Genomic DNA, 26,114 nt, shown 5'->3' on the forward strand with positions numbered 1-26,114 from the left:
GGGAAACAGCATGGACCTTCAACTCACCGGCAAGCGCGCCCTGATCTGCGGCGGCTCCAGCGGACTGGGCCGCGCGGTGGCGACGGCCCTTGTGGCCGAGGGCGCGCATGTGGCTCTCCTGTCGCGCGATGCGGTCAAGCTGCAGGCCGTGGCCGATGACCTGAACGCCATGGGGCCGGGCCGGGCGATCATCGCGCCCGCCGATCTGGCCGATCACGACGCCCTGCTCAAGGCGGTGGACGTCGCCGAGGAAGGACTGGGCGGGCCGATCCAGATCCTGCTGAACAACACCGGCGGGCCGCCGCCGTCGGGCGTGGCGGGGCTGGACCCGGCGCTGTGGCGCGAGCAGTTCGAGGCCATGGTGCTGTCGGTCTTCCGTCTGACCGATCGGGTGATGCCGGGGATGCGGTCGATGGGCTGGGGTCGGGTGCTGAACGTCGCCTCGACCAGCGTGATCGAGCCGATCGGGACGCTGGGCGTGTCCAACACCCTGCGCGCTTCCTTGGCGGCCTGGGCCAAGACGCTGGCGGGCGAGGTCGCGGCCAATGGGGTGACGGTCAACACCCTGCTGCCGGGCCGGATCGACACGCCGCGGATTGAGCGGCTGGACGCCGCCCGCGCCGCCGCCACCGGCGTCGAACCTGACGAGGTCCGCGCGGAATCGGTCAAGACCATCCCGGCCGGACGCATCGGCACAACTGAAGAGTTCGGCGCCGTCGCCGCCTTTCTGGCCAGCCCGCTGGCGGGCTATGTGACCGGCTCGCTGATCCGGGTGGACGGCGGAGCGGTCAGGGCGATCTGAGGCCGGGAACGGCGGCGGGCCGCCGCACCAGGCCGCCCAGGGTCACGGCACCGCGCCCATAATCCAGCGTCACCTGGCTGAACCGGGTCAGGATGTCTGCGCCCAGCAACAGGGCGGGGCGTTCGATCAGGTTCAGGATACGAAAAGCGTGCAGATCGCCGAACAGCAGGGGCGTCGGCCCCAGATCGCGCCGCGCCAGCCGCAGATCAGCCACTGCGCCGGACTGCACCAGCAAGGATTGGCCGATCACGCCATAGACGCGCAACAAGGGGCGCTCGACTCGGCCCAGCCGCGAATCCAGCGCCCGCATGAGCGCGTGATTGCCGATCGAATACTGGGCGCCGCTGTCGATGAAGGCGACGGCCGGAACGCCGTCAGCGGCGACCTGAGTCAGGATCAACTGGCTGAAACGTCCCGAGCGGACATCGGTGATGTCCTGGCCCACGCGGCTGGCCCGCCCGCCGAAGGACAGGCCGCGCCGCACGACGTCTGCGCCCGAGGCCGCCAGCATGACGCGCCGCCGCCGCAGGTCCAGCGTCAGCCGAAAGCGCGACAGCACGTCCAGTCCCAGAAGGCCGTCGGCGCCCAGCAGTCCAGAGGGAAAGACCGGCAGGACCAGGTCGGCGAAACGCCGCCCGGAAAAGGCCAGATGCGGCAGGCGTACGGTCGGCGTCATCTGGGCGGCGGTGATGCCGTGCACCAGGACGGGCGGGCCGGGGGAAAGGTCCAGCGCTTGCGCCAGCCGGTCGGAGACCGCGCTGCGTTCCGCGCCCGTGTCGATGACGAACAGCGCCTTGCGCCCGTTCAGATCGACCTCGACCCCGATGCGCGTCAGAAGGTTCGTCAGCAGACGCGCCTCGGCGTCGGGCGGAGGCGCCGGACCCGCCGCCTCCTGCGGCCAGGCGGGCGCGGCCAGCAGAAGCCCGGTCTGGGCTAGCAAGGTCTGGGCTAGCAAGGTCTGGGCCAGCAGGGTCAGGGCCGCTCGACGGCTGGACGTGAGGCGATCAGACTCGGGAACGAGAATCGGTCTGCGCACGCGCGTGAACTCCCGTTCCACGATCGATCCCCAAGGAGGAAACTGGCGCCTTTTCGAAGCGCTGAACAGTCCGCCTTCAGACGGTCACCCGCGCGGGTGGGCTTGGGCGTAGGCCGCCAGCAGGCGGGCGGCGTCGACCTGGGTGTATTTCTGCGTCGTCGACAGGCTGGCGTGGCCGAGCAGTTCCTGAATCGAACGCAGGTCGGCGCCCGCCCCCAGCAGATGGGTGGCGAAGCTGTGCCTCAGCGCATGAGGCGTGGCCGAGGCGGGCAGGCCCAGCCGTCCGCGCAGCCGTTGCACCGTCGCCTGCACATGGCGGGCGCTCAAGGGACCGCCGCGCCGTGCGCGGAACAGGGCCTGATCGGCGTCGATGACGAAGGGCTGCAGCGCCAGATAGGCGTCCGTCGCCTCGCGCACCTGCGGCAGGACGGGGACCATCCGCGTCTTGTCGCCCTTGCCGGTGATGCGAAGGCTGTCGGGCAGGGGGGCGTCAGACCGCTTCAGCGACAGGGCCTCCGAAATCCGCAGGCCGCAGCCGTAGAGCAGGGTCAGGACGGCGCGGTCGCGCGCGGCCTCCCACGGCTCCATGTCGGGATCAGCCTCGGGTTCGTGCAGCAGCCCTTTCGCCTGATCTTCGGTGACCGGGCGGGGCAGGGACGGCTTGACCTTGGGCCCGCGCACCAGAGCCAGTTGCGGCGTCGCCACGCCCAGGCGCCGGTCGAGAAAGGCATGAAAGCCCCGGATGGCGGCCAGCGTCTGACTGAGCGAGCGGGCGTTCAGCGGGCGATCCCCGCTGCGGCGCTCGGCCAGATGGGCGCGCGCCTCGGCCGCCGTGACCGAGCCGAGATCAGCCGCGCTCTGCGGCCCGCCGCGATGGCGCTCCAGAAAGGCCAGATACAGCCGTCCGATGTGGCCGTACGCCTCCAGCGTGCGCGGCGACAGGCGCCGCTCATGGGCCAGATGCTCCAGCCAGGCGGCCAGAGCGTCCTGCGAGGTCAGGCTTCCAGCGGCCATCGCTCGGCCATGCGTTCGACGACGCGAGCGACGAAGGCCACCAGTTCACAACCCATGGCGGGGGTGAAGCCGTCGTCCTCGCCCGAACCGAAGGCGCACAGGGCTGCGCGCGGCGCCTCATCGCCGGGGGCGTTCAGGCTCATCCGCACCAGCGCCACCGAGGCGACTTCGCCCTCGGAAGGGCCGAACAGGCTGAGGCCGGTGAAGTTGGGGCCGAGCCAGTGCAGGCCGTCCTCGCCCAGCAGGGCGTCGACGCGGCCCGGCTCCAGCGCCTTCCAGCCGAAGGGGACGGCGCCCGGCTTCTCGATCGCCACGGCGGCGCCCGCCAGACCGAACCGGCCCTGCGCCACGGCGTCCAGATGGCGCGCCAGTTCGGCGTGGGTCTGGGCCTCCATCAGGTCGAGGACGGCGACGTGGGTCTGGGTCTGGGCGGCGAAGTTGGCGCGGGCGATCTCTTCGATCAGCTTGCGCGCGCCCGCCTCGCGTTGGGCGACGGCCTCCAGCCGCGCCAGGGCGGCGCGGCCGAAGTCGACGACGTTGCGGCCGCTGGCGGTCAGGCCCAGCTCTTCCAGCAGGGCCCGGTCGTCCAGCAGGTGTTCGGCGTGATCTTCCAGCCAGGCGCGCACCTGCGGCCAGTGCAGGCTGCTCGCCGGTTCGGCAGAGAGGTCCAGGGAAGTGCTCAAGCGGGACCTCTCATCGGGTCAAAAATTACAAAATGGACTGACCGGTCTTGCCCCAGTCCGCCAGAAACGCATCCAACCCTTTGTCGGTTAACGGGTGCTTGACCAGGGCCTTGAAAACGTCAGCCGGGATGGTCGAGGCGTTGGCGCCGGCCAGCGCAGCGGCGGTCACATGGTCCGCATTACGCACCGAGGCGGCCAGGATTTCGGTGCTGAAGTCGTGGATGTCGTACAGGGTGCGGATGTCTTCCAGCAGGCCCACGCCATCGGCGCCGACATCGTCCAGACGACCGACGAAGGGCGAGATGAAGGTCGCGCCCGCCTTGGCCGCCAGCATGGCCTGGGCTGCTGAGAAGCACAGGGTGACGTTGGTCTTGATCCCTTTGTCGGCGAAGGCGCGGGTGGCGCGCAGGCCGTCCCAGGTCAGCGGCAGCTTGACCACGACGTTGGGGGCGATGGAGGCCAGCTTGTCGCCCTCCTTGACCATGGTCTCGAAATCGGTGGCCACGGCCTCGGCCGAGATCGGCCCCTCGACCAGGGCGCAGATTTCGGCGATGACCTCGGCGATGTTGCGACCCGACTTGGCGATCAGGCTAGGATTGGTGGTGACGCCGTCCACCATCCCGGTGGGCAGCAGGTCCTTGATGACGGCGACGTCGGCGGTGTCGAGAAAGAGTTTCATGGGGAAGAGTTCTAACCCTGACCAACGCGAAGGGCGACTCCGATTCTTCTCCTCCCCATTCCATGGGGAGGGGGACCGCGAAGCGGTGGAGGGGCTTACGGCGGAACCAAGCGACCCCTCCGTCTCGTCGGCTGCGCCTCCGATCCACCTCCCCATTGCATGGGGAGGAGAGGCTTGGTGAAAGTCGCCTCCGTCCTCATACCCCTGCCGGTGCCGGAAGCCTTCGACTACGAAGTCCCCGAGGCGCTGTCGGTCGCGCGCGGCGATCAGGTCGCCGTGCCTCTGGGCCCGCGCCTGATCCGGGGCGTGGTGGCCGAGGTGTTCGAGACGACCGGCTCCAATCGTCGGCTGAAGGCGGTCGAGCAGGTGCTGGACGATCCGCGCCTGCCGGAACGCACGCTGGACTTCGTCGAATGGGCGGCGCGTTGGACGCTCAGCCCGCCCGGCGAGATGGCGGCGACGGCGCTGAAGGGCCTCCGCGCGCCCCGGCCCCGGCCCGAGCGGCGGGTGCGGCGCGTCGAGGGGCGCAGTCCGGCACGTCCCACCGCCGCGCGCACGGCCGTGCTGGAGGCGCTAGGCGCGCGCTCCATGCCTGGCCCCGATCTGGCGCGGGCGGCGGGCGTCTCGTCCGGCGTGGTCAAGGGACTGGTCGATGAAGGCGTGCTGGAGGCGTTCGAGGTCGAGGCCGTCGCCGCCTTCGATCCGCCCGACCCCGACCATGCGCCCGCGACCCTGAATCCGGATCAGGCGGCTTCGGCAGCGGCCATCGCCGAGGCCGTGGCGGCGGGCGGCTTCGCGCCCTTCCTGCTGGACGGGGTGACGGGCTCGGGCAAGACGGAGGCCTATCTGGAGGCGGCGGCGCAGGCGCTGCGGGCCGATCCGACGGCGCAGGTGTTGATCCTGTTGCCCGAGATCGCCCTGACCCAGGCCGTGATCGAGCGCATCACCGCCCGTTTCGGCGTCGCCCCGGCCGAATGGCACTCCGGCGTCGCCCCGCCGCGTCGGCGTCAGGCGTGGGAGGCGGTGGTCGCCGGGCGCTGCAACATCGTGGTCGGCGCGCGCTCGGCCCTGTTCCTGCCCTACGCCAACCTGCGCCTGATCGTGGTGGACGAGGAGCACGACGGCTCGTTCAAGCAGGAAGAGGGGCTGGTCTATCACGGCCGCGACCTGGCCGTGGCGCGGGCGCGGATCGAGGGGGCGGCGGTGGTGCTGGCCTCGGCCACCCCGTCGCTGGAGACGCTGTGGAACGCCCATCAGGGGCGGTATCGCTGGCTGAAACTGGCGGCGCGACACGGCGCGGCCGTGCTGCCCGAGATCGGCCTGATCGACCTGCGCGAATGTCCGCCCGACCCGCAGACCTGGCTGTCTGCACCTTTACGCGAAGCCATCGGCGAGACGCTGGCGCGGGGCGAGCAGAGCTTGCTGTTCCTCAACCGGCGCGGTTATGCCCCGGTGGTGCTGTGCCGCGCCTGCGGGCATCGGCTGACGGCGCCGGACACGGATTCCTGGCTGGTCGAGCATCGCTACACCGGGCGGCTGGTCTGCCATTTGACCGGCTTCTCCATGCCCAAGCCCAAGGCATGCCCGTCATGCGCGGCCGAGGATTCCCTGGTGCCCGTCGGGCCGGGGGTCGAGCGGGTCGAGGAAGAGGTGCGCCAGCTCTTCCCTCAGGCGCGCACGGCCGTCTTCAGCTCGGACACGGTGCCGGACGGCAAATCCGCCCGCGCCCTGATACAATCCATGGCCGACGGCGAGATCGACATTCTGGTCGCCACACAGGCTGCGGCGAAAGGCCACAACTTCCCGCGCCTGACGCTGGTCGGGGTGGTGGACGCGGACTTAGGGCTTCGCGGCGGCGACCTGCGCGCGGCCGAGCGGACCTATCAACTGCTGGCCCAGGCCACAGGGCGGGCGGGGCGGGCGGATCGACCGGGGCGCGCCCTGCTGCAGACCTGGACGCCTGAGCATCCGGTGCTGCAGGCGCTGGCGGCGGGCGACCGCGACGCCTTCGTCGAGGCCGAGATGGCCGAGCGCGAGGCGGCGTCGCTGCCGCCGCACGGTCGGCTGGCGGCGCTGATCCTGTCCAGCGAGAACGCCATGGCGGTCGAGAAGGTCGCTCGCGACCTGGCCGAGGCCATCCCCAACGCTGAACGGCTGGAGGTCTATGGCCCCGCCGACGCGCCCCTGGCTCTGGTGCGGGGGCGTCGGCGCAAGCGGTTGCTGGTCCGGGCTGACCGCGACGTGAACCTGCAGGCCTTCCTGCGCGCCTGGCTGGCGCGGGTGAAGGTTCCGGCCTCGGTGCGGCTGACCGTGGACGTGGATCCTTATAGCTTTTTGTAGGGCGCCATCTTTAAGAGGCGCTATCGCTCGCCGCGCGGCGGCTCGCTGCTTGAGCGCGTTCTTTTAATCCGCTCACCCCGGCGGACGCCGGGGCCCAGTGAGAGCCTCAGGCGCGGTCGTTTGCAGCCAAGGACTGGATCCCGGCGTCCGCCGGGATGAGCGGGAAGAGGGAGCCTACCTCGGCCCGGTCAGCCTGATCTCGAACAGGCTGGGCCAGTTCTTGCCGGTGACGAACAGATGGCGGTTCTGCGCGTCCCAGGCGATGCCGTTCAGCACGTCGTCGAGCGGGTCCTTGATCTGGTCTCTCGGCAGCAGACCAGTCAGGTCGATGACGCCGACCACCTGGCCGGACGCCGGATCGATGCGGACGATGTAGTCGGTCTGCCAGACGTTGGCCCAGACCTCGCCGTCGATCCATTCCAGCTCGTTGAGCTTGCGCAGCGGGCGGCCGTTCAGAGTGACGGCGATACGCCCCGTCTCGGCCTGGGTGTCGAAGGCGAGGAAGCGCAGGGTCGCCGATCCGTCGGACAGGATCAGCCGCGTGCCGTCGTGGGTCAGCCCCCAGCCTTCCCCCGCATAGGCGAAGCGGGAGACGGGCTTCAGGTCGTCCGCAGCCCAGATGAAGCCGACGCCGTTGACCCAGGACAGGGAGAAGACGCGGCCGTCCTTCTCGGTCAGGCCTTCGCCGAAATACTCGGGATCGAGTTCGCGACTTTGAAGCACGACGCCGTCCTCCAGCCGCACGCGGCGCACGCTGGACGGATTGCGGCCGGTGCTCTCGATCAGCACGCCGTCGCGGATGACCAGGCCCTGGGTGAAGGCGGTCGGGTCGTGAGGGAAGGTCCGCACCACCTCATAGCCGTAGACCGGAACCGGCGCGGGCGCAGGGTGGGCGGAGGAAGAAGAGGGTGCCGGCCCCGGCGTCTGCGCCGCCGCGGACGCGGGAAGCGCCAGCAGAAGCATCGCCAGGACCGGCCCGATACGCACGTTTAGACGCCGGGCTCGGCGGTTTCAGCCTTGTTGAGGGCGGCTCTGGCGGCCTCCTCGGCCTGAGTCTTTCTGATCTTGGCGTTGCGCGACCACATGTTCAGACCCTCGACCAGGGCCGAGAAGGCCATGGCCGCATAGATATAGCCCTTGGGCACATGGACGCCGAAGCCGTCGGCGATCAGCACGGCGCCGATCATCAGCAGGAAGCCCAGGGCCAGCATGACCACGGTCGGGTTCTTGTCGATGAAGTCGGCCAGAGGATCGGCCGCCAGCAGCATGACGGTCACGGCGGCGATGACGGCCACCATCATGATCGGCACGTGCTCGGTCATGCCCACGGCCGTCAGGATGGAGTCGACCGAGAAAACCAGGTCCAGAATGATGATCTGGAAGATGGCTGCGCCGACGTTGTTGATGACGACGTCCTTCTTGTCCTTCTCCAGCAGGTCGTTCGACGGGGTGACGTCGACGGCGTGGTGGATCTCCTTGGTGGCCTTCCACAGCAGGAACAGGCCGCCAGCGATCAGGATCAGGTCGCGCCAGGAGAAGGAGGTGTCGAAGGTCTCGCCGTGGAAGCCCAGGTCGAACACGGGCGTGGTCAGGCCGACGATCCAGCCGATGGTGGCCAGCAGGCCCAGGCGCATGATCAGGGCCAGGCCGATGCCGATGCGCCGCGTGCGCTGGCGGTGCTCGGGCGGCAGTTTGTTCGACAGGATCGAAATGAAGATCAGGTTGTCGATCCCCAGCACCACCTCCATGACCACCAGGGTCACAAGGGCCGCCCAGGCGGCAGGATCGGTCAACAGCGGGGTTATGCTCTCAAGCATCGGGGTTCCTGATGGAGGTTAAGACTTTTCCGGTAACGGGAGCGTGAGCACGCATCAAGCGATCTGAAGCGTCGTCATCGTCGCAGGCTCGGTTGGCGGTTCCAGCTGGACCGGTTCATCTTCGACCAAAGAGAGCGCGGGTGCGGCGTTATCGTTCCGCGCCCCTTGGTTGCGGCTTGCGGCCTTGCATGGTATCAGCCGCGCGGCTTTAGCGAAGGGCGTATCGAAAGATGCGTCCCCAGCGTGCTTTCTTAAAGCATATCAGGCCCTTGGCTGGCGCAGGCGACTGCGGCCGGTCTTGCGACAATCGCTTCAGACGCGGACCAATATAAGTGGCGGACGATTTCAGGACGACGGAAGTCGGCGGACGGTATGCACAGGCGCTGTTCGACCTGGCGGATGAGACGGGGGCGCTGGACGCCGTGCGCGCCGATCTGGCTTCGCTCAAGGCGGCCTGGATCGACAGCGCCGACCTGCGCCGTCTGGCGACCTCGCCGCTGATCTCTTCGGATGATCAGGCCAAGGGTCTGGCGGCCATCGCCGACAAGGCGCAGTTCACGGCCACGACGCGCAACTTCCTGGGTCTGCTGGGTCAGAACGGCCGCGCGGCGGATCTGCCGGGCGTGATCGCCGCCTTCGAAGCGCTGTACGCCAAGAAGACGGGCGTGGTGGCCGCCGAGGTGGTCTCGGCCGTGGCCTTGAGCGCTGCACAGACCAAGAAGATTCAGAGCGAGCTGCGCGCCGCCCTGGGCCGCGACCCCGAACTGACCGCCCGCGTCGATCCGTCGATCCTGGGCGGCCTCAAGGTCAAGGTGGGCTCGAAGCTGTTCGATGCCTCGCTGAAGACCAAGCTCGACCAGATGACCTTTGCGCTGAAGCGCGCCTAAGCCCCGAATTCCAGTTTAAGCCGGGCCAGCGGGCCCGCACCGAAGACGAAAGCCGAAAGAGCCAATCATGGATATCCGCGCCGCCGAAATCTCGGCCATCCTCAAGTCGCAGATCGCCAACTTCGGCGTGGAAGCCGACGTTTCCGACGTCGGCCAGGTGCTGTCGGTCGGCGACGGCATCGCGCGCATCCACGGCCTGGACAACGTCCAGGCGGGTGAAATGGTCGAGTTCACCAAGGCCGGCGTGAAGGGCATGGCCCTGAACCTGGAGCGCGACAACGTCGGCGCCGTGATCTTCGGCGCGGACGCCGCCATCGCCGAGGGCGACGACGTGCGCCGCCTAGGCGAGATCGTGGACGTGCCGGTCGGCAAGGGCCTGCTGGGCCGCGTCGTCAACCCGCTGGGCGAGCCGATCGACGGCAAGGGTCCGATCCAGTTCACCGAGCGTCGTCGCGTCGACGTCAAGGCCCCCGGCATCATCCCGCGCAAGTCGGTTCACGAGCCGATGCAGACGGGCATGAAGGCGATCGACACCCTGATCCCCGTCGGTCGCGGCCAGCGCGAGCTGATCATCGGCGACCGTCAGGTCGGCAAGACCGCCGTCGCCATCGACACTATCCTGAACCAGAAGACGGTCAACAAGTCGGACGACGAGTCGGCCAAGCTGTACTGCATCTACGTCGCCATCGGCCAAAAGCGTTCGACCGTGGCCCAGATCGTCAAGACCCTCGAAGAGTCGGGCGCGCTGGAATACACCATCGTCGTGGCCGCCACGGCGTCGGAACCGGCCCCGCTGCAGTTCCTGGCCCCGTTCGCCGGCACCGCCATGGGCGAGTATTTCCGCGACAACGGCATGCACGGCCTGATCATCTATGACGACCTGTCCAAGCAGGCCGTGGCCTATCGCCAGATGTCGCTGCTGCTGCGCCGTCCGCCGGGCCGTGAAGCCTATCCGGGCGACGTCTTCTACCTGCACAGCCGCCTGCTGGAGCGTTCTGCCAAGCTGAACGAGGACTACGGTTCGGGCTCGCTGACCGCCCTGCCGATCATCGAAACCCAGGCCAACGACGTGTCGGCCTACATCCCGACCAATGTGATTTCGATCACCGACGGCCAGATCTTCCTGGAATCGGACCTGTTCTATCAGGGCATCCGTCCGGCCGTGAACGTCGGCATCTCGGTGTCGCGCGTCGGCTCCTCGGCTCAGATCAAGGCCATGAAGCAGGTCGCCGGTTCGATTAAGGGCGAGCTGGCCCAGTATCGTGAAATGGCCGCCTTCGCGAAGTTCGGCTCGGACCTCGACGTCTCGACCCAGCGCCTGCTGGCCCGCGGCGCCCGCCTGACCGAGTTGCTGAAGCAGCCGCAGTACTCGCCGCTGGCCGTCGAAGAGCAGGTCGTGTCGATCTACGCCGGCACGCGCGGTTATCTGGACGGCATCGCTGTTTCGGACGTCGGCCGCTTCGAGAGCGAACTGCTGGCCCGCGTTCACGCCAACCACGCCTCGCTGCTGGAAGGCATCCGCACCAAGAAGGCCCTGACGCCCGAGCTGGAAGCCGAGCTGAAGGACATCCTGGCGGCCTTCGCCAAGACCTTCGCCTGATCGTTCGGCCCTGTAGTCAAAGGAAGAGCAGAGCCGGATGGCTAGCCTCAAGGAAATGCGCGATCGGATCGGAAGCGTCAAAGCGACGCAGAAGATCACGAAAGCCATGCAGATGGTCGCCGCGGCCAAGCTGAAGCGCGCCCAGGAGCAGGCGGAGAACGCCCGCCCCTATGCGTCGCGGATGGCCTCGGTCATCGCCAACCTGGCGGCGGGCGTCGGCGACGACGGCCCGCGCCTGATGACCGGAACCGGCGCCGACCAGAAGCACCTGGTCGTCGTCGCCACGGCCGACAAGGGTCTGGCGGGCGGGTTCTCGACCAACGTCATCCGCGCCGCGCGGGACCACATCAACAGCCTGATCGCCAACGGCAAGACGGTCGAGATCGTGGCTGTCGGCCGCAAGTCGCGCGACCAGTTGACCCGCCTGTTCGGCGACAAGGTCGTCAAGACCTTCGAACTGAGCGAGCACAAGACGGTGGGCCTGCACTCGGCCCAGCCGATCGCCGAACTGCTGGCGCAGAAGTTCGAGGCGGGCGAGGCCGACAAGGTCACCCTCTTCTACAGCCAGTTCAAGTCGGTGATCTCTCAGGTCCCGTCGCTGCGTCAGCTGGCTCCGGCCGAAGTCGACGCCGACGCCTCGGCCGACGCCGGCGCGCTCTATGAATATGAGCCGTCGGAAGAGGACATCCTCGAGACCCTGCTGCCGCGCAACCTGACGACGCAGATCCTGGCCGCCCTTCTGGAAAACCAGGCCGGCTTCTTCGGCGCCCAGATGGCTGCGATGGACAACGCCACGCGCAACGCGGGCGACCTCATCAGCGCCCTGACGCTGCAGTACAACCGTTCCCGCCAGGCTCAGATCACCACCGAGCTGATCGAGATCATCGCCGGCGCTGAAGCGCTCTGATCCCGACACAGCTGACATTCGACACGGACAAGCACCGATGACCGACACCACCGCCCCGAAGAAACCCGCCGCCAAGAAACCGGCCGCTCCCAAGAAGGCCGCCGCTCCGAAGGCCGCCGCCGCTACGGGCCAGGGCAAGATCGCCCAGGTCATCGGCGCCGTCGTCGACGTTGAGTTCGTCGGCTGCCTGCCGGGCATCCTGAACGCTCTGGAAACCCAGAACGTCGACCAGAAGACGGGCGAGCCCTTCACCCTGGTCCTGGAAGTCGCCCAGCACCTGGGTGAGAACATGGTCCGCACCATCGCCATGGACACGACCGAAGGTCTGACGCGCGGCCAGGCCGTCGTCGACACCGGCAAGTCGATCATGGCTCCGGTCGGCCCCGGCACCCTCGGCCGCATCATGAACGTCGTCGGCCAGCCGATCGACGAAGCCGGTCCGATCAAGACCACCGAGTTCCGCCCGATCCACCGCGAGGCGCCTTCGTTCGAAGAGCAGTCGACCTCGTCGGAAATCCTGGTCACGGGCATCAAGGTCATCGACCTGATCTGCCCCTACACCAAGGGCGGCAAGACCGGCCTGTTCGGCGGCGCCGGCGTCGGCAAGACCGTGACCATGCAGGAACTGATCAACAACATCGCCAAGGCGTACGGCGGTTATTCGGTTCTGGCCGGCGTGGGCGAGCGCACCCGCGAAGGCAACGACCTGTATCACGAGATGATCGAGTCGAACGTGAACGTCGCCGGCGGCGGCGAAGGCTCCAAGTGCGCCCTGGTCTACGGCCAGATGAACGAGCCCCCCGGCGCCCGCGCCCGCGTCGCCCTGACCGGCCTGGCCCAGGCCGAGTACTTCCGCGATGAAGAGGGCAAGGACGTCCTGCTGTTCATCGACAACATCTTCCGCTTCACGCAAGCCGGTTCGGAAATGTCGGCTCTGCTGGGCCGCATTCCCTCGGCCGTGGGCTATCAGCCGACGCTGGCCACCGAGATGGGCAACCTGCAGGAGCGCATCACCTCGACCAAGAAGGGCTCGATCACTTCGATCCAGGCCATCTACGTCCCGGCCGACGACCTGACCGACCCGGCGCCCGCCGCCTCGTTCGCCCACTTGGACGCGACCACGGTTCTGAACCGCGACATCGCCGCCCAGGCCATCTTCCCGGCCGTGGACCCGTTGGACTCCACCTCGCGGATCATGGACCCGCTGGTCATCGGCGAAGAGCACTATCAGGTCGCCCGTCGCGTCCAGGAAATCCTGCAGCAATACAAGGCGCTGAAGGACATCATCGCCATCCTGGGCATGGACGAGCTGTCGGAAGACGACAAGCTGGTCGTGTCGCGCGCGCGCAAGATCAGCCGCTTCCTGTCGCAGCCCTTCTTCGTGGCCGAACAGTTCACCGGCTCGCCGGGCAAGTTCGTCGAACTGGCCGACACCATCCGCTCGTTCAAGGCGATCTGCGACGGCGAATACGACCACCTGCCGGAAGCCGCCTTCTACATGGTGGGCGCCATCGAAGAGGCCGTCGAGAAGGCCGCCAAGATGGCTGCGGAAGCCTAAGTCATGGCCGGTAAGCTGAACTTCTCCCTCGTCGCCCCGGAACGCGAAGTCTTCGCCGGTTCGGTCGATCAGGTCGATGCGCCGGGCGTCGAGGGCGACTTCGGCGTCCTGCCGGGCCACGCGCCCTTCATGACCACCCTCCGCGAAGGCGTGGTGACCGTCTATGACGGCGCCCAGCGCCGCCGCTTCGAGGTCAAGGGCGGTTTCGCCGACGTCAACGGCGAAGGCCTGACCATCCTGGCCGAAGAGGCTTCGGAGCTGACCGCGAACTAAGGTTCGCGTGGCGGAAACGATCAAAGGCCCCTCGCTTCGGCGGGGGGCCTTTTGTTTTGTTCGTATCTCAAGCCCTCCCCCTCGATGGGGAAGGGAGCGTCAGGAAGCCCACTCTCCGAACGCCCGCACCACCTGCTCATAGACCGGGCGTTTGAACGGCACGATCAGGCTTGGCGCCTCTTCCAGCCTCCCCCAGCGCCAGGCGTCGAATTCGGGCTCGCCGTGGCCGTTCAGGTCGATCTCGTCGTCGGCGCCGGTCAGGCGGAAGGCGAACCACTGCTGCCGCTGGCCTTTCCAGCCCCTCCAACTTTTCGGGCTCGGCAGCCCTTGCGGGAAGTCATAGGGAATCCACTCGGTCGTGCGGCCCAGAAGAGCGATGGATCGTACGCCCGTCTCCTCATGAAGCTCGCGGCGGGCGGCGGCTTCCAGGTCCTCGCCGTCGTCGACGCCGCCTTGCGGGAACTGCCAGTTCCACGGCTCGGGCGTGTCGGCGCGGCGGCCGAACCAGACCTGACCGGCCGGGTTGAACAGGACGACCCCGACGTTGGGGCGATAGAGGGACAGGTCGATGCTCATGCTCCTTCGCATACGCCCCCGCCATGCCGGGGGCTAGGCGTCAACGTCCGGGAAAGGGAGCGCGTCTAGGGTGGCGTCATGGACAGACGTCAACTGATCGGCCTGACTCTGAGCGGCCTCGCATGGGCGGGCGTCGCCCACGCTTCGCCTGAGAAGGGCGGCGGCGGCAAGGGCGGCTATCTGTCCCTGCCCACGGCCACGGCGACCGTTCTGCGCCGCGACGGGCGGCGCGGGGTCATGACGGTCGAGACAGGGCTCGACATCGCCGACGGCGCCCTGATGGAGCGGGCGCGCCTGTCCCAGCCGCGTCTCAGCGCCGTCTATAATGAGGTGGTCCGCATCGCCGCCGAGCGGCTGCTGCCGGACGCGCCGCCTGATGTCGAATGGCTGGTGGCGGCGCTACAGCACGCGACGGACGCCATTCTGGGCAGGCCGGGAGCGAAGCTGCTGCTGGGCACGGTGATGGTCGCCTGAGGGCAGGGCGGCGACAGGGCGGCGACGCCCGCGCCTCAGTCCTGCGTCGGATCGGGGCGGCTCGTGTCGCCGTAGGTCATGGCCAGGAAGACGTCTTCCAGATCCGGATCCTCGGTGGCGATGTCCTTGATGGTCACGCCCGCTGCGCGCACGGCGGCCAGCACCTGTTCGACGCTGGATTCGCCCGTCCGGTAGGTGACGACGAAGGCCCCGTTGGCGCGCGGGGCGACCGCAAAGCCGTTCAGGGCGGGCAGGGCGTCGGGCGCTGTTTCGGGCGTCACCACGACGTTGCGGGTGTCCAGCCGCCTCAAGAGCTGCTGCGTCGGCTCGCAGGCCACGACCTCGCCCCGGTTGATGATGGCGATGGTGTCGCACAGCTCCTGCGCCTCTTCGAGGTAGTGGGTGGTCAGGATCACCGTCACCCCCTCCTCGTTGATCTTGCGGACATAGTCCCACAGCTGGCGGCGCAGCTCGACGTCCACGCCCGCTGTCGGTTCGTCCAGGATCAGGACCGGAGGATTGTGGACCAGGGCCTTGGCCACCATCAGGCGCCGCTTCATGCCGCCGGACAGGGCGCGGACATAGGCGTTGGCCTTGTCCGACAGGCCCAGCGCCGCCAGCAGCTCGTCCGAGCGGCGCTCGTTGGTCGGCACGCCGTAGAAGCCCGCCTGGACCTCCAGCGCTTCGCGCGGGGTGAAGAAAACGTCGGCGACGATCTCCTGCGGCACCACGCCCAGGGCCGAGCGGGCGTCGCGCGCCTCATGGTCGATGTCGCGATCCCAGATGCGGACCGTGCCCTCGGATTTGTTCACGACCCCGGCGATGATGTTGATCAGGGTCGACTTGCCCGCGCCGTTCGGTCCCAGCAGGCCGAACATCGAGCCGCGCGGAACCGTCAGGTCGACGCCGCGCAGGGCCGTCTTCGGCGGCGACTTGCGCGAGCCCTTGTAGGTCTTCTTCAGCCCCCTGACCTCGATGGCGTTGACGGGCAGGGCGGGGGCTTGGGTCATGGCGCGGACTTCAACTCGGGCAGGGATGAGCGGACCGCATAGGTAGGGGGCGCGGCGCCGTTCGCCAAGGCGTCGTTGCGATGCGAAGACAAGGCTGCGAGACGATATGTAAAAGTTGCTTGACGGCACGCGTAAGGGTGTCTAGCTTGCTTGTCATAAAGACAACTTCCCTTGGATGAGAACACGCCATGACCACCGCCATCGCTCCCCATAAAGCCATGACCCGCACCCGCCTGATCGGCTTCATCGCCATGGGGTTCTGTGTCGTCGGCTACGCCGGTTTCACTCTCGCTCTGCTGGCGGGGAAGCTGGACTATCTGCCTATGACGCAGGCGGCGATCATCGCCGCGGTCGCCGCCGTGATCGGCGAGATCGGCCTGTGGGTCGGCGCGGGCTGCCTGGGCCTGACCCTGTTCAAGAAGCGCAAGGCCCTGTTCGATCGGGTGATGGGCCGCAAGCCCGCCGCTTCGGACGTTTGACCTGACGGTCCGGTCCGCCTAGGAACGGCGCAAAGCCTTTCCAGACCGGACCGGATCATGCCTCCCCGCCATCTCGAAGCCGTCATTCCTCCCCCCGAAGAGATCGTGGTCTCGACCAAGCGCGTCGCCTGCGACGGCGGCGGCGGGGCCCTGGGCCACCCGCTGGTCTATATGGACATGGGCGAGGACGACTTCATCGAGTGCGGCTATTGCGACCGCCGCTTCGTGCTGTCGGCGCATCCGCAGCCGGAAAGCGAATATCTCGACCCGGCGGCGCGTCCGCCCGAGGCGCACTGAGCCTGATCATGCGCTTTCTGCACACCATGGTCCGGGTGAAGGATCTGGACGCCTCGATGCGCTTTTACTGCGACCTGCTGGGTCTGCAAGAGACGCGCCGCGCCGATTATGAGGCCGGGCGCTTCACCCTGGTCTATCTGGCCGCGCCGGCGGACAAGGCTCGCGCCGAGGCCGAGAAATCGCCCGAGGTCGAACTGACCTACAACTGGGACGATCAGGATTACGACGGCGGCCGCAACTTCGGTCACCTGGCCTTTCAGGTCGACGACATCTACGCCGCCTGCCAGCGGCTGATGGACGGCGGCGTCATCATTAACCGCCCGCCGCGCGACGGCCATATGGCCTTTGTCCGCTCGCCGGACGGCATTTCCATCGAACTGCTGCAGGCGGGCGAGCGTCTGGCTCCGGCCGAGCCTTGGGCCTCCATGCCGAACGTGGGCGCCTGGTGAGCGTTTCGGCGCGGCTGATCCTCGGGCTGGCGGTCTTGAGTCTGGGCGCCTGCGCCATGGTGACCGAGACCAATCCGGCGCGGACGGCCACCGATATGCTGCTGGTCAACCGGGCGGCCGACCGCGCGGTCGAGGGCCTGACACTGCCGATCCCGCAGGGCGCGCGCGTCTTCGTCGACGAGACCTATTTCCAGGCTGAGAACGCCCGCTATGCGCTGAGCGCCATCCGCGCCGCTCTGTCGGAAGCTGGCTACGCCATCGTGCGCGAGCGCGGCGAAGCGGACGCCATCTTCGAGGTGCGCGCCGGCGCCCTGTCGCTGGACCAATTGCGCCGCGTGGTCGGGATTCCCGACATGCGGGTGCCGATCAATGAGAGCCTGAACGTCGTCTCCCTGCCCGAACTGTCGATCTATTCCAACCGCGATCGCATGGGCGTGGCCGAGTTTTCCGGCTTCCTCTACGACGCGCGCACGGGCATGCCGCTGGGCGCCGTCACCCCGATGATCGGCCAGTACAAGATCCGCAGCCACAAGGCCTTCATGATGCTGACCTGGGGCCAGCAGCTGGCCCAGCCGGGCGAGCGCGATCCGGGATCGAGCTGGAAGGAATTCTAGGGCGAGGCCAAATCGCCCTTGCGCCGCTCAGTCTGTTCGCGGAGCGAGACAGGCGCGTTCGGCCGTGTTAGGGCGCAAGTGAGCATAAGGCGTTCCGGCCGCGCTCATCTGTTCGCCGCCGCCGCAAGAGACGACGCCCTTGTCCTTCTTCCACGCCGGTCCTGCGCCGAAAGGCTCCGGTCTTCGCCGAGGCGCCCTGCGCGACGGGCTGGACCTGGCGCCGGGGATGAAGGTCGGCCTGTTCGGCGGCTCGTTCAATCCGGCCCACGACGGCCACGCCCATGTGGCGGCCACGGCCATGCAACGACTGGGGCTGGACCGGGTGGTCTGGCTGGTCTCGCCGCAGAACCCGCTGAAGTCCGCCCATGAGACCGCCCCCCTGGCCGAGCGGATGGCCTCGGCGCAGGCGGCGGCCGCGACGGTCGGCCCGGCGATGATCGTGTCGGATTTCGAGACCAGAGCCGGCACGCGCTGGACCGTCGACACCCTGCGCGCCATCGTCGCGCGCCATCCGGGGGTTCAGTTCGTCTGGCTGATGGGGTCTGACAATCTGGCGGACTTCCATCGCTGGCGCGGTTGGACCGACATCATGCGGCTGATGCCCGTGGCGGTGATCGCCCGGCCCGGCAGCCTGCTGGACAGCCGCACGGCGCCGGCCGCGGTGCGTTTCGCCCGCTATCGCGTGCCGATGGCCCAGGCCGGGCTGCTGCCCAGTCTTGAGGCGCCCGCCTGGACCTATCTGTCGGCGCCGCTGAATCATCGCTCCTCGACCGCGATCCGGGCTGCGCGAACCGCGCGGGGCGAAGAGTCGCCGCCAGCCGGGTGACCTTTCACGCCGGGCGTGCTAGACTGGGCTTTTAGTAAATCGCCTTGGAGCCCTCCGCTGACCCCCTCGACCGCGCACGATGCGCAAGACGCCGTTTCGAACGCGGCGCACGAAATGGACCTGATGGATTCCGTCCATTCCGAAGACGGTCAGGCCGAGGACGGCCCCAGTAGCGGCGAGCGCCAGCCCCTGCCGGTCGGCGCGACCGAGCTGGAACAGGCCATTCTCGCCAAACTCGACGACGACAAGGCTCAGGACATCGTCCTGATCGACCTGCGCGGCAAGAGCCCCATGACCGACGCCATGATCGTCGCGTCGGGCCGTTCGCATCGTCACGTCGGCGCCATCGCCGATCACCTTCTGCGCCTGTTCAAGGAGCAGGGGCTGGGCAAGGTGAAGGTCGAGGGCCTGCCGCACTGCGACTGGGTGCTGCTGGATGCCGGCGATGTCATCGTCCACCTGTTCCGCCCCGAAGTGCGCACCTTCTACAACATCGAGAAGATCTGGGCGGTCGACAGCGCCCACCGCGGCGGCCCCGTCCGCGGCTGATCTTTTTCTGAAAACGGGCTGACCTCATGAAGCTGGCGATCGCGGCCATCGGCAAGCCGGGCCGCGGTCCCGAGGCGGCTCTGGCCGACGACTACGCCCGGCGCGCCACCCTGTCGGGGCGGGCGCTGGGTCTGGGCCCGCTCGAACTTATCGACCTTGAGCCGAAGAAGCCCGGCAAGGCGCCCGAGGCTGAACTGCTGCTGGCCGCCGCCGAGGGCGCGCATCTGATCGCCTGTGACGAACGGGGGCGGACCTATTCCTCGCGCGCCTTCGCCGACCATGTGGCCGCCCTGCGCGATCAGGGCGAGCGGCGTCTGGTCTTCGTCATCGGCGGGGCCGACGGTCTGGACGAGAGCGTGCGCCGCGCCGCTCGTTCGACTCTCGCCTTCGGGCCGCAGACCTGGCCCCACGCCCTGGCCCGCGCCATGCTGGCCGAGCAGATCTATCGGGCCGTGACCATTCTGGCCGGTTCGCCCTATCATCGCGACTGATGCGACGCGGGGCCGTTCTTCTTCTGACCTCTTCCAGCCTGCTGCTGGCCCTGGCTGGGCCTGCGGCCAGCCAGCGCGCGGCTCCGTCGAACGCCGAGCTGACCCGGCTTCAGGCCGAGTATCGCGACGAGACCGCCCGCGCCCGCCGTCTGCGCGCCGAGGCCGCGGCCGCCGCCGAGGAGATCGTCGATCTGGATCGACAGTTGCGCGAACTGCGCCGGGCCGAGGCCGAGGACGATGTGCAGTTGGAGGCTCAGCGCGCCCGGCTGAAGGAACTGGCCGAGCGCGAGGCCGCCCTGGTCGCCGCCCTGTCGCGTGAACGCGCGGCTCAGGGTCGGCTGCTGTCCGCCCTGCAGATGATGAGCCGCAAGCCGCCGCCGCCTCTGCTGATCCCGGCCGATCAGGCCGTGGATACGGTGCGCGCCTCCATCCTGATCCGCGCCATCACGCCCGACCTGCAGAAACGCGCCGAGACCCTGGTGGAGCGTCAGGCCGAGATCGGCCGCATCCGTCGTCTCGCCGCCCTGTCCAGCGAGCGCCTGTTCACCGTCGAGAGCGCCCAGAACGACCGGCGCGCCGAAATCGAGGGGCTGACGGCGCGCAAGACGGCCCTGCGCTCGGTGCTGAGGGCCGAGGCCGCGCGGGCCGAGCGCGCGACCAAGGCGCTGGAAGCCCGTATCCGCGAACTGGGCGGGCAGACGCCGCAGGTGGCCGAGGCGCCTGAAGAGGCGCCCGCCGCCCGCCTGCCTGCAGGCCGCAGCCGCCTGACGCCCCCTATCGCGGGGACGCCCTCGCAACGCTTCGGCGGCCGCTCGGCCGGTTGGAGCTGGCGCTCCAGCCATGAAGCGGTCGGCGCCCCCGCGGCGGGCCGTGTCGCCTATGCCGGGCCGCTCAAGGAGTGGGGCGAGGTGGTGATCCTGGACCTGGGCCCCGGCTGGCGCGCCGTGATCGCGGGGCTTGACCGTCTGGAAGTCGAGACCGGCCAGCGCGTGGCCGACGGCCAGACCCTGGGCCGCACCGGCGAGGACGGCGAAGCCTATTTCGAACTGCGCCGCCAGGAACGGCCCATCGATCCGGCGCCGTGGCTGCAGTAGGATCAACCGCGCGAAATTCCTTTCAAATCGGCGCGGACGCTGATTGTATCGACGCAACTGTCGCGCGCGCCTTTGCGGCGCTCGCGCCGCCCTGGACGACCGGAGCCGAAAGCGGATCCGATGGAAAGAGACCGAATGCGTAAACTGCTTCTCGTGGGCGCCGCCGCCCTGGCGCTGGGCGGATCGGCCGCGGCCGTCGCCAGCCAGACTCCGCGCAACGAGACCTTCCGGATGCTGGAGCTGTTCGGCGACGTCCTGGGCATCGTCGAGCAGGCCTATGTCGTCCCTGTCGACAACAAGAAGCTGATCGAAGCCGCCCTGCAGGGGATGATGACGGCGCTCGACCCGCACTCCAACTATATGCCCGCCAAGGCGTTCGGCGATCTGCGCGAGCGCACATCGGGCGAGTATTCCGGCGTCGGCCTGACGATCACCTCCGAAGGCGGGCTGGTGAAGGTCATCTCGCCGATGGACGACAGCCCGGCCGGTCGCGCCGGGGTCCAGGCGGGCGACGTCATCAGCGCCGTCAATGGCCAGAACGCGGCTGGTCTCAGCGTCTCCGAGGTCTCGGACAAGCTGCGCGGCGCCACCGGCACCAGCGTCACCATCACCTTCCTGCGCGATGGCGAAGAGCCGCGCGAGGTCGTGCTGACGCGCGAAGTCATCAAGGTCGAATCCGTCACCGGCCGTCTGGAAGGCGATTTCGGCTATCTGCGCATCTCGACCTTTAACGAGAACACCGGCCGCGAACTGACCGAGACGATCGAGCGGCTGAAGCGCGAGAAGCCGGGCCTGAAGGGCTATGTGCTGGACCTGCGCAACAACGGCGGCGGGCTGCTGACGGCGGCCATCGACGTGTCGGACGCCTTCCTGGAGCGCGGCGAGATCGTCAGCCAGCGCGGCCGCAAGCCCGAGGACATCGAACGCTACGCCGCCAAGCCGGGCGACCTCACGGGCAGTCTGCCTGTCGTGGTGCTGATCAACTACGGATCGGCCTCGGCCTCGGAGATCGTGGCGGGCGCCCTGAAGGATCAGGAGCGGGCGACGGTGGTCGGCCTGACCAGCTTCGGCAAGGGGTCGGTGCAGACGGTGATCCCGCTGCGCGGCGGGCGCGACGGCGCCCTGTCGATCACCACGGCGCGCTATTACACGCCCTCGGGGCGCTCGATCCAGAAGATCGGCATCGAGCCGGATCTGGAGGTGGCCCGTTCCGAGGCCGAGGCGCGCATCGTTTCGCGCTCCAGCTTCATCTATTCCGAGGCGGCCTATTCGACGGCGCTGGACTCCTCCATCGGGGCCGAACGCAAGGGGCCGCACACTCCGCGCGAGGCGCCGGGCGCCGACTACGCCAAGGACAAGGACTATCAGCTCGAGCGGGCGCTGGACGTGCTGCGCGCCGGCGGCGACCTGACCAAGCTGGCCGCTGCGCCGGAAGGCGTGGTCATCACCGAACCGGGGCAGGAAAAAGTCGAGACGGCCGAGGCCGACACGCCCAAGGTCACGGTCGAGCCGAAAGACCCCCCGGCGCCGCAGCGCGCGCCGGAAATCACGCCGGGGAACGAGCCGAAGAGCGACTGAGGCGCGGCGCTCGAACGTGGTGAATGCGCCGTTAGGCTTTCTTAACCGGCGCAGGGCTTAACTGAGGCTGAGGGGCGCCGCGTCTGTGCGGCGCCTGCAAGCCTGAGCCGTCGCCCTGACCATGTTCGCCAAGCGCCAGTCCGCCCTCGCCGCCGCCGCAGGCGCGCCGCCGGAGCCCCGGTCGCGCCTTGCTGTGGACCCGGTCTTCAACGCCTTGAAGAAGCCGCCGGTCGCGGCGGGCGCGGCGGGAGCCTTCGTCATCGGCGCCGCCGCCCTGTTCGTCGCCGTTCTGGGCGATCCGCGCGCCGGCGCACCGACGGCCAGCGCGGTGCTGGAGCGGCCCGCCGCCGCTGCCGCCCCAACCGGCGCCGAGGCCTTCGGCTTCAGCGGTCTGGACATCTATCAGGACCTTGGCCCCATCGACCCGGCCCTGATGGGCGAAGAGGGCGCGGGGATGATGGGCGAGGCCCTCATCACCCTGCCGGACGGCGCCAGCGTGGCCTCGGGGCAGGGCTTCAGCGCCCCGGTGCGCGCTCCGTCCAACCCCCTGCCCAAGGCGCCGATCGCGGGCCTGTTCCAGCCCGGCCCGAACGGTCCCCTGCCGCGCATCGCCGCCGATGGCCGCGTCCCGGCTCAGGCCTACGCCCGGCCTTTCCGCTCGAACGGTAAGCCGATGGTGGCCCTCGTCGTCGGCGGCCTCGGCCTCAACACCGCTACCACCCGCGCGGCGATCGAACGTCTGCCGGCCGAGGTGACGCTCTCCTTCGTGCCCTACGCCGAAGGTCTTCAGACCTGGATCGACATGGCTCGCGCCCACGGCCATGAGGTGATGATCGAACTGCCGATGGAGCCGACCGGCTATCCCGACAACGATCCCGGCCCCTACACCCTGCTGTCGAGCGGCGGGGCCGACGATGTAGCGGTCAAGCTGGACTGGCTGCTGGCGCGCGCCACCGGCTATTTCGGCGTAACCAACTATCTGGGCGACCGTTTCGCGACCTCGGACGAGGGCGTAAACGCCCTGATGACCCATCTGCGCCAGCGCGGTCTGGCCTTCCTCGATGACGGTTCGATGCGCCGCCGCCCCGGCGCCTTCGCCCGCGCCAGCGCCGACCGCGTCATCGACGAGGAACAGACCCCCGCCGCCATCCTGCGCCAGTTCAACGCCCTGGAGGCCGCGGCCAAGACCAATGGCGCTGCGCTGGGAACCGGCTTCTCCTACCCCGTCACCGTCGAGGCCGCCGCCCGCTGGACGGCGGGTCTGGAAGCGCGCGGCCTGCAACTGGCCCCCGCCTCTGCGATGACCCGGCGGCCGGGGCGTTAGGGCGGGGGGCTGCTTCTTCGACTAGGCTAACGGCGTGATGTCGACTAGGGTATCGACGTTCTTGTCAGCAGGAGGTCTGGGAAGTGAGCAGATTGCGTATGGGCGCCCTATGGGCCGCGCTGGCGTTATCGGGGCTAACCTCAACGGTCTGGGCGCAGGCGCAGCCTGACGTCACGGTCCTGCCGGAAGTTACTGTGCAGGGCCGGGCGACGCCTGAGGCTGTGCGTGATTTTGTCGGTCGGGTGGCGGCGCCGTCTCCGGGCCGACCGCTGGCGCAATGGCGCGGTCCGATATGCCCTGGGGTGGTCAATCTGGAGCGCGAGGCCGCCCAGGCGATCATCGATCGCATAAGCCAGACTGCGGCCGAGTTGGGACTTCGGACCGGGAATCCAGGATGCGAGAGCAACCTTGTCGTCGTTTTCGCCGAAGACGGCCGGGCGACGGCTCAGGGTCTGAACCAAGCGAATCCCAAACTCTTCCGTCAAAATGTGACAGGCTGGGATCGTGGGCGGGCAGCGTTCCACGCCTTCCTCTCGGATGAACGACCTGTGCGCTGGTGGTCGCTGAGCATCCCAACCGATCCAGACACGGGGCAGCGCGGCGTCAGGGTGCCGGGGGACCGGTCAGGGGTACAGATCGATCCTCAACTGGCTTCCGTAATCGGGTGCAAGCCGCATGACTGTGCGATAGGAGCCGCTCCGATTATTCAGAGGCGAGAGGGCGCCGCCCGCCTGAACACGGCTTTGGTGGAGACGCTGTTCAAGGTGATCGTCATCATCGACATGGATCAGATCGGGTCCGTCAACACGACGCAGCTGGCCGACTACGTCTCGATGATCAGCCTGGCGCAGATCGACGCCGGCGCTGACACCATGGGGTTTGATACGGTTTTGAACCTGTTTTCGGGGAGCGATCCGGCAGGATTGACGGAATGGGACCGTTCTTATCTGTCGGCGCTTTATGGCTCGCGCGCGCAGCGGGCTTCAGTCTCAGCTCAGACGGAGGCTGTCGCCGCTGTGATGACGCGAGGCGAAATGATTGCGCGACGCGAGCCCTAAAGACGGTGCAAAATCTCAGCCCTGAACGCGCTGCCGTGCTACAGGTCGGGCATGAGCACTGACGACGATCACGCCCCCGCCGCCGGGCCTGCGGACGCTGTTCCCGGCGAAACGCCCGTTCAGAGGGCTTTGCGGCTCAAGAAGGCGGCGCTCGATGCACGGCCCAAGCCGCCGCGCGGCGGACGTTTCCAGCGCGAGCAGGCCGCGCGTATCAAGAGCGGTGCGGCGCGGCCCTGGATGAGCAAATAGGGCGCGCAGCTGGTTCCTGTGTTGATCGCGGATAGGTGTCGTGATCGTCTGCCGATATGACGGCGTTCGCATTGATCATGGCTGCAGCTTTCGTCGCCGTGTTGGCGGCCATGTCCCGACAGGCTGCAAGAGGACTGCCGCGTTCGGCGCGCCTGCCGATGCAGTGGGGCTTTGACGGGCGGCCGACGTGGCGCGCGCCGCGTGACCTGGCTCTCGCCTTTACGCCGACCCTGGCGGCGATCACTCTGTTTCCCACGGCCCTGTTGCCGCTGCTGGGCAAAGCGGGGCGGGGTCTTGGCCTTTACTTCGGCGTTCTGAGCCTTATGGGCGGCGTGGCCTGGGTGGCGGCGCACGCCCTGTACCTGTGGCTGGTGGCGCAGTGGCGCCGGTCCGAGGGCGTTTAGGCTCGCGCCTCGATCTTCAGCGGCATGGGCTTCAGGTCCAGCAGGGCGAACAGCTTGGCGTCGTCGTCCTCTTCCGGGTTCGGCGTGGTCAGCAGCTTGCCGCCGACGAAGATGGAGTTGGCGCCGGCCAGGAAGCACAGGGCCTGCATTTCCGGCGTCATGCCCTCGCGACCGGCCGACAGGCGCACCATCGACCGGGGGCAGACCAGACGGGCGACGGCGACGGTGCGGACGAACTCGATCGGGTCGATCTCGCCTTCCTTCAGCACGCGCTCGCCCAGCGGCGTGCCGCCGACGGGGACCAGGGCGTTGACCGGCAGGCTGTCGGGGTGGACGGGCAGGGTGGCCAGGGCGTGCAGCAGGCCCGCGCGGTCGCGGCGCTTCTCGCCCATGCCGACGATGCCGCCACAGCAGGTCGACATCCCGGCGTCGCGGACGTGTTGAAGCGTCTCAAGTCGGTCCTGATAGGAGCGGGTCGTCACCACCTCGGCGTAATACTCAGGCCCGGTGTCGAGGTTGTGGTTGTAGTAGTCGAGGCCCGCCTCCTTCAGCTGTTTCGCCTGATCGGCGTTGAGCATCCCCAGGGTGGCGCAGGTCTCCAGACCCAGGGCCTTCACGCCCGAGATCATGGCCGCCAGCTTGGGCGTGTCGCGGTCCTTCAGCTCGCGCCAGGCGGCGCCCATGCAGAAGCGGCTGGCCCCGCCCGCCTTGGCCGCCATGGCCTCGGCGATGACGGCGGTCGGTTCCATCAGCTTCTCGGCCTTCAGCCCGGTCTTGAAGCTGGCCGACTGGGAGCAGTAGCCGCAGTTCTCGGCGCACCCGCCGGTCTTGACCGACAGCAGCTGGGATTTCTGCACCTCGTTCGGATTAAAGGTGCGGCGGTGCACGGTCGCAGCCTCGAACACCAGCTCCATGAAGGGGCGGGCGAACAGGGCCTCGACCTCCTCCAGCGTCCAATCGTGGCGGGGGATCGAGAGATCGCGGGCGGGTCGGATCGAAGCGTCGTCAGCCATGAGGCGACGGCTTAAACGACTTGCGGCCGATCC

The 26,114-nt window shown here is 68.4% G+C and carries 30 protein-coding genes; 21 read left to right on the plus strand and 9 right to left on the minus strand.

Annotated elements, in window-relative coordinates:
* The first annotated feature begins 10 nt into the window (after nucleotides 1–10).
* On the plus strand, nucleotides 11–802 hold the full coding sequence (locus RSD66_RS02250) for an SDR family oxidoreductase (RefSeq protein WP_415288835.1): 792 nt from the start codon (nucleotides 11–13) through the stop codon (nucleotides 800–802).
* Here RSD66_RS02250 and RSD66_RS02255 read toward each other — a convergent pair.
* The 4 genes from RSD66_RS02255 to fsa form a co-directional block, all read right to left on the minus strand.
* Nucleotides 789–1,838 (minus strand): pepsin/retropepsin-like aspartic protease family protein, encoded by a 1,050-nt coding sequence (locus RSD66_RS02255; RefSeq protein ID WP_415288836.1) that lies wholly within the window; start codon nucleotides 1,836–1,838, stop codon nucleotides 789–791. The genes RSD66_RS02250 and RSD66_RS02255 overlap by 14 nt on opposite strands.
* 84 nt (nucleotides 1,839–1,922) lie before the next feature.
* Nucleotides 1,923–2,852, minus strand: coding sequence for a tyrosine recombinase XerC (locus RSD66_RS02260; RefSeq protein WP_415288837.1), 930 nt, complete (start codon nucleotides 2,850–2,852; stop codon nucleotides 1,923–1,925).
* The gene (locus tag RSD66_RS02265) at nucleotides 2,834–3,535 is read right to left on the minus strand and encodes a DUF484 family protein (RefSeq protein ID WP_415288838.1); all 702 of its coding nucleotides are present in this window, start codon (nucleotides 3,533–3,535) and stop codon (nucleotides 2,834–2,836) included. Before RSD66_RS02265 ends, RSD66_RS02260 begins: the two co-directional genes overlap by 19 nt.
* Nucleotides 3,536–3,560: 25 nt before the next feature.
* On the minus strand, nucleotides 3,561–4,214 hold the full coding sequence (gene fsa, locus RSD66_RS02270; protein WP_415288839.1) for a fructose-6-phosphate aldolase: 654 nt from the start codon (nucleotides 4,212–4,214) through the stop codon (nucleotides 3,561–3,563).
* Nucleotides 4,215–4,373: 159 nt separating this feature from the next.
* On the opposite strand from fsa, the gene RSD66_RS02275 reads away from it, so the two are divergent.
* A complete protein-coding gene (locus tag RSD66_RS02275) occupies nucleotides 4,374–6,554 on the plus strand; it encodes a primosomal protein N' (RefSeq protein ID WP_415288840.1) in 2,181 nt (726 codons plus the stop codon).
* A 174-nt stretch (nucleotides 6,555–6,728) separates the two neighbouring features.
* Here RSD66_RS02275 and RSD66_RS02280 read toward each other — a convergent pair whose 3' ends face one another.
* Nucleotides 6,729–7,517: a glutaminyl-peptide cyclotransferase gene (locus RSD66_RS02280; protein WP_415289557.1), complete on the minus strand. Its 789-nt coding sequence runs from the start codon at nucleotides 7,515–7,517 to the stop codon at nucleotides 6,729–6,731.
* Between the two features lie 26 nt (nucleotides 7,518–7,543).
* A complete protein-coding gene (locus tag RSD66_RS02285) occupies nucleotides 7,544–8,371 on the minus strand; it encodes a TerC family protein (RefSeq protein WP_415288841.1) in 828 nt (275 codons plus the stop codon).
* Nucleotides 8,372–8,703: 332 nt separating this feature from the next.
* On the opposite strand from RSD66_RS02285, the gene RSD66_RS02290 reads away from it, so the two are divergent.
* The 5 genes from RSD66_RS02290 to RSD66_RS02310 all read left to right on the plus strand — a co-directional run bounded on the left by RSD66_RS02290 (nucleotide 8,704) and on the right by RSD66_RS02310 (nucleotide 13,596).
* Nucleotides 8,704–9,258, plus strand: coding sequence for a F0F1 ATP synthase subunit delta (locus tag RSD66_RS02290; RefSeq protein ID WP_119412558.1), 555 nt, complete (start codon nucleotides 8,704–8,706; stop codon nucleotides 9,256–9,258).
* Between the two features lie 67 nt (nucleotides 9,259–9,325).
* Nucleotides 9,326–10,858: a F0F1 ATP synthase subunit alpha gene (atpA, locus tag RSD66_RS02295; protein WP_025976884.1), complete on the plus strand. Its 1,533-nt coding sequence runs from the start codon at nucleotides 9,326–9,328 to the stop codon at nucleotides 10,856–10,858.
* Nucleotides 10,859–10,895: 37 nt separating this feature from the next.
* Nucleotides 10,896–11,765 carry a F0F1 ATP synthase subunit gamma gene (locus RSD66_RS02300; protein WP_415288842.1) on the plus strand — a complete coding sequence of 290 codons (870 nt, stop codon included), beginning with the start codon at nucleotides 10,896–10,898 and terminating at the stop codon, nucleotides 11,763–11,765.
* 37 nt (nucleotides 11,766–11,802) lie between these two features.
* The gene (atpD, locus tag RSD66_RS02305) at nucleotides 11,803–13,323 is read left to right on the plus strand and encodes a F0F1 ATP synthase subunit beta (RefSeq protein WP_415288843.1); all 1,521 of its coding nucleotides are present in this window, start codon (nucleotides 11,803–11,805) and stop codon (nucleotides 13,321–13,323) included.
* A 3-nt stretch (nucleotides 13,324–13,326) separates the two neighbouring features.
* Nucleotides 13,327–13,596, plus strand: coding sequence for an ATP synthase F1 subunit epsilon (locus RSD66_RS02310; RefSeq protein WP_003167474.1), 270 nt, complete (start codon nucleotides 13,327–13,329; stop codon nucleotides 13,594–13,596).
* 99 nt (nucleotides 13,597–13,695) lie between these two features.
* Here RSD66_RS02310 and RSD66_RS02315 read toward each other — a convergent pair whose 3' ends face one another.
* A complete protein-coding gene (locus RSD66_RS02315; protein WP_415288844.1) occupies nucleotides 13,696–14,172 on the minus strand; it encodes an RNA pyrophosphohydrolase in 477 nt (158 codons plus the stop codon).
* Between the two features lie 78 nt (nucleotides 14,173–14,250).
* On the opposite strand from RSD66_RS02315, the gene RSD66_RS02320 reads away from it, so the two are divergent.
* On the plus strand, nucleotides 14,251–14,646 hold the full coding sequence (locus tag RSD66_RS02320; RefSeq protein ID WP_415288845.1) for a Tat pathway signal protein: 396 nt from the start codon (nucleotides 14,251–14,253) through the stop codon (nucleotides 14,644–14,646).
* Nucleotides 14,647–14,681: 35 nt separating this feature from the next.
* On the opposite strand, the gene RSD66_RS02325 is transcribed toward RSD66_RS02320, so the two are convergent.
* Nucleotides 14,682–15,656, minus strand: coding sequence for an ABC transporter ATP-binding protein (locus RSD66_RS02325; RefSeq protein WP_415288846.1), 975 nt, complete (start codon nucleotides 15,654–15,656; stop codon nucleotides 14,682–14,684).
* Between the two features lie 188 nt (nucleotides 15,657–15,844).
* Here RSD66_RS02325 and RSD66_RS02330 point away from each other — a divergent pair, with 188 nt between their 5' ends.
* The 13 genes from RSD66_RS02330 to RSD66_RS02390 all read left to right on the plus strand — a co-directional run bounded on the left by RSD66_RS02330 (nucleotide 15,845) and on the right by RSD66_RS02390 (nucleotide 25,068).
* Complete coding sequence (locus RSD66_RS02330; protein WP_024355137.1) at nucleotides 15,845–16,135, plus strand: hypothetical protein; 291 nt, start codon at nucleotides 15,845–15,847, stop codon at nucleotides 16,133–16,135.
* A gap of 57 nt (nucleotides 16,136–16,192) precedes the next feature.
* Complete coding sequence (locus RSD66_RS02335) at nucleotides 16,193–16,432, plus strand: zinc-finger domain-containing protein (RefSeq protein WP_415288847.1); 240 nt, start codon at nucleotides 16,193–16,195, stop codon at nucleotides 16,430–16,432.
* A gap of 8 nt (nucleotides 16,433–16,440) precedes the next feature.
* On the plus strand, nucleotides 16,441–16,881 hold the full coding sequence (locus RSD66_RS02340) for a VOC family protein (protein WP_415288848.1): 441 nt from the start codon (nucleotides 16,441–16,443) through the stop codon (nucleotides 16,879–16,881).
* The gene (locus RSD66_RS02345; RefSeq protein ID WP_024355134.1) at nucleotides 16,878–17,495 is read left to right on the plus strand and encodes a DUF6655 family protein; all 618 of its coding nucleotides are present in this window, start codon (nucleotides 16,878–16,880) and stop codon (nucleotides 17,493–17,495) included. The genes RSD66_RS02340 and RSD66_RS02345 overlap by 4 nt, the downstream gene beginning before the upstream one ends.
* 139 nt (nucleotides 17,496–17,634) lie before the next feature.
* Nucleotides 17,635–18,321, plus strand: a complete 687-nt coding sequence (locus RSD66_RS02350) for a nicotinate-nucleotide adenylyltransferase (protein ID WP_346524163.1) — start codon at nucleotides 17,635–17,637, stop codon at nucleotides 18,319–18,321.
* 114 nt (nucleotides 18,322–18,435) lie between these two features.
* Nucleotides 18,436–18,870: a ribosome silencing factor gene (gene rsfS, locus RSD66_RS02355; RefSeq protein ID WP_024355132.1), complete on the plus strand. Its 435-nt coding sequence runs from the start codon at nucleotides 18,436–18,438 to the stop codon at nucleotides 18,868–18,870.
* 26 nt (nucleotides 18,871–18,896) lie between these two features.
* A complete protein-coding gene (gene rlmH, locus RSD66_RS02360) occupies nucleotides 18,897–19,361 on the plus strand; it encodes a 23S rRNA (pseudouridine(1915)-N(3))-methyltransferase RlmH (RefSeq protein WP_003167484.1) in 465 nt (154 codons plus the stop codon).
* Nucleotides 19,361–20,455 (plus strand): murein hydrolase activator EnvC family protein, encoded by a 1,095-nt coding sequence (locus tag RSD66_RS02365; protein WP_119412568.1) that lies wholly within the window; start codon nucleotides 19,361–19,363, stop codon nucleotides 20,453–20,455. Before rlmH ends, RSD66_RS02365 begins: the two co-directional genes overlap by 1 nt.
* A 135-nt stretch (nucleotides 20,456–20,590) precedes the next feature.
* On the plus strand, nucleotides 20,591–22,033 hold the full coding sequence (locus RSD66_RS02370) for a S41 family peptidase (protein ID WP_415288849.1): 1,443 nt from the start codon (nucleotides 20,591–20,593) through the stop codon (nucleotides 22,031–22,033).
* 121 nt (nucleotides 22,034–22,154) lie between these two features.
* Nucleotides 22,155–23,357, plus strand: a complete 1,203-nt coding sequence (locus tag RSD66_RS02375; RefSeq protein ID WP_415288850.1) for a divergent polysaccharide deacetylase family protein — start codon at nucleotides 22,155–22,157, stop codon at nucleotides 23,355–23,357.
* An 83-nt stretch (nucleotides 23,358–23,440) separates the two neighbouring features.
* Complete coding sequence (locus RSD66_RS02380) at nucleotides 23,441–24,415, plus strand: hypothetical protein (protein WP_415288851.1); 975 nt, start codon at nucleotides 23,441–23,443, stop codon at nucleotides 24,413–24,415.
* A 51-nt stretch (nucleotides 24,416–24,466) separates the two neighbouring features.
* Complete coding sequence (locus tag RSD66_RS02385) at nucleotides 24,467–24,664, plus strand: hypothetical protein (protein ID WP_119412572.1); 198 nt, start codon at nucleotides 24,467–24,469, stop codon at nucleotides 24,662–24,664.
* A gap of 77 nt (nucleotides 24,665–24,741) precedes the next feature.
* Nucleotides 24,742–25,068 carry a hypothetical protein gene (locus RSD66_RS02390; RefSeq protein WP_415288852.1) on the plus strand — a complete coding sequence of 109 codons (327 nt, stop codon included), beginning with the start codon at nucleotides 24,742–24,744 and terminating at the stop codon, nucleotides 25,066–25,068.
* On the opposite strand, the gene bioB is transcribed toward RSD66_RS02390, so the two are convergent.
* Nucleotides 25,065–26,081 (minus strand): biotin synthase BioB, encoded by a 1,017-nt coding sequence (gene bioB, locus RSD66_RS02395; RefSeq protein ID WP_415288853.1) that lies wholly within the window; start codon nucleotides 26,079–26,081, stop codon nucleotides 25,065–25,067. The genes RSD66_RS02390 and bioB overlap by 4 nt on opposite strands.
* Between the last annotated feature and the right edge of the window lie 33 nt (nucleotides 26,082–26,114).

Source organism: Brevundimonas sp. S1H14 (assembly GCF_047716865.1).
Lineage (GTDB): Bacteria > Pseudomonadota > Alphaproteobacteria > Caulobacterales > Caulobacteraceae > Brevundimonas > Brevundimonas naejangsanensis.

Excerpts from the sequence above, each read along its gene's own strand:
- RSD66_RS02285 (WP_415288841.1), bottom strand. The coding sequence starts at position 8,371 with ATGCTTGAGAGCATAACCCCGCTGTTGACCGATCCTGCCGCCTGGGCG.
- RSD66_RS02325 (WP_415288846.1), bottom strand. The coding sequence starts at position 15,656 with ATGACCCAAGCCCCCGCCCTGCCCGTCAACGCCATCGAGGTCAGGGGG.
- RSD66_RS02340 (WP_415288848.1), top strand. The coding sequence starts at position 16,441 with ATGCGCTTTCTGCACACCATGGTCCGGGTGAAGGATCTGGACGCCTCG.
- RSD66_RS02365 (WP_119412568.1), top strand. The coding sequence starts at position 19,361 with ATGCGACGCGGGGCCGTTCTTCTTCTGACCTCTTCCAGCCTGCTGCTG.
- RSD66_RS02260 (WP_415288837.1), bottom strand. The coding sequence starts at position 2,852 with ATGGCCGCTGGAAGCCTGACCTCGCAGGACGCTCTGGCCGCCTGGCTG.
- atpD (WP_415288843.1), top strand. The coding sequence starts at position 11,803 with ATGACCGACACCACCGCCCCGAAGAAACCCGCCGCCAAGAAACCGGCC.
- RSD66_RS02330 (WP_024355137.1), top strand. The coding sequence starts at position 15,845 with ATGACCACCGCCATCGCTCCCCATAAAGCCATGACCCGCACCCGCCTG.
- RSD66_RS02390 (WP_415288852.1), top strand. The coding sequence starts at position 24,742 with ATGGCTGCAGCTTTCGTCGCCGTGTTGGCGGCCATGTCCCGACAGGCT.
- RSD66_RS02320 (WP_415288845.1), top strand. The coding sequence starts at position 14,251 with ATGGACAGACGTCAACTGATCGGCCTGACTCTGAGCGGCCTCGCATGG.
- fsa (WP_415288839.1), bottom strand. The coding sequence starts at position 4,214 with ATGAAACTCTTTCTCGACACCGCCGACGTCGCCGTCATCAAGGACCTG.
- RSD66_RS02385 (WP_119412572.1), top strand. The coding sequence starts at position 24,467 with ATGAGCACTGACGACGATCACGCCCCCGCCGCCGGGCCTGCGGACGCT.
- RSD66_RS02370 (WP_415288849.1), top strand. The coding sequence starts at position 20,591 with ATGCGTAAACTGCTTCTCGTGGGCGCCGCCGCCCTGGCGCTGGGCGGA.
- RSD66_RS02315 (WP_415288844.1), bottom strand. The coding sequence starts at position 14,172 with ATGAGCATCGACCTGTCCCTCTATCGCCCCAACGTCGGGGTCGTCCTG.
- RSD66_RS02250 (WP_415288835.1), top strand. The coding sequence starts at position 11 with ATGGACCTTCAACTCACCGGCAAGCGCGCCCTGATCTGCGGCGGCTCC.
- RSD66_RS02335 (WP_415288847.1), top strand. The coding sequence starts at position 16,193 with ATGCCTCCCCGCCATCTCGAAGCCGTCATTCCTCCCCCCGAAGAGATC.
- rsfS (WP_024355132.1), top strand. The coding sequence starts at position 18,436 with ATGGACCTGATGGATTCCGTCCATTCCGAAGACGGTCAGGCCGAGGAC.
- RSD66_RS02275 (WP_415288840.1), top strand. The coding sequence starts at position 4,374 with ATGGGGAGGAGAGGCTTGGTGAAAGTCGCCTCCGTCCTCATACCCCTG.
- bioB (WP_415288853.1), bottom strand. The coding sequence starts at position 26,081 with ATGGCTGACGACGCTTCGATCCGACCCGCCCGCGATCTCTCGATCCCC.
- RSD66_RS02300 (WP_415288842.1), top strand. The coding sequence starts at position 10,896 with ATGGCTAGCCTCAAGGAAATGCGCGATCGGATCGGAAGCGTCAAAGCG.
- RSD66_RS02310 (WP_003167474.1), top strand. The coding sequence starts at position 13,327 with ATGGCCGGTAAGCTGAACTTCTCCCTCGTCGCCCCGGAACGCGAAGTC.
- RSD66_RS02280 (WP_415289557.1), bottom strand. The coding sequence starts at position 7,517 with ATGCTTCTGCTGGCGCTTCCCGCGTCCGCGGCGGCGCAGACGCCGGGG.
- atpA (WP_025976884.1), top strand. The coding sequence starts at position 9,326 with ATGGATATCCGCGCCGCCGAAATCTCGGCCATCCTCAAGTCGCAGATC.
- rlmH (WP_003167484.1), top strand. The coding sequence starts at position 18,897 with ATGAAGCTGGCGATCGCGGCCATCGGCAAGCCGGGCCGCGGTCCCGAG.
- RSD66_RS02375 (WP_415288850.1), top strand. The coding sequence starts at position 22,155 with ATGTTCGCCAAGCGCCAGTCCGCCCTCGCCGCCGCCGCAGGCGCGCCG.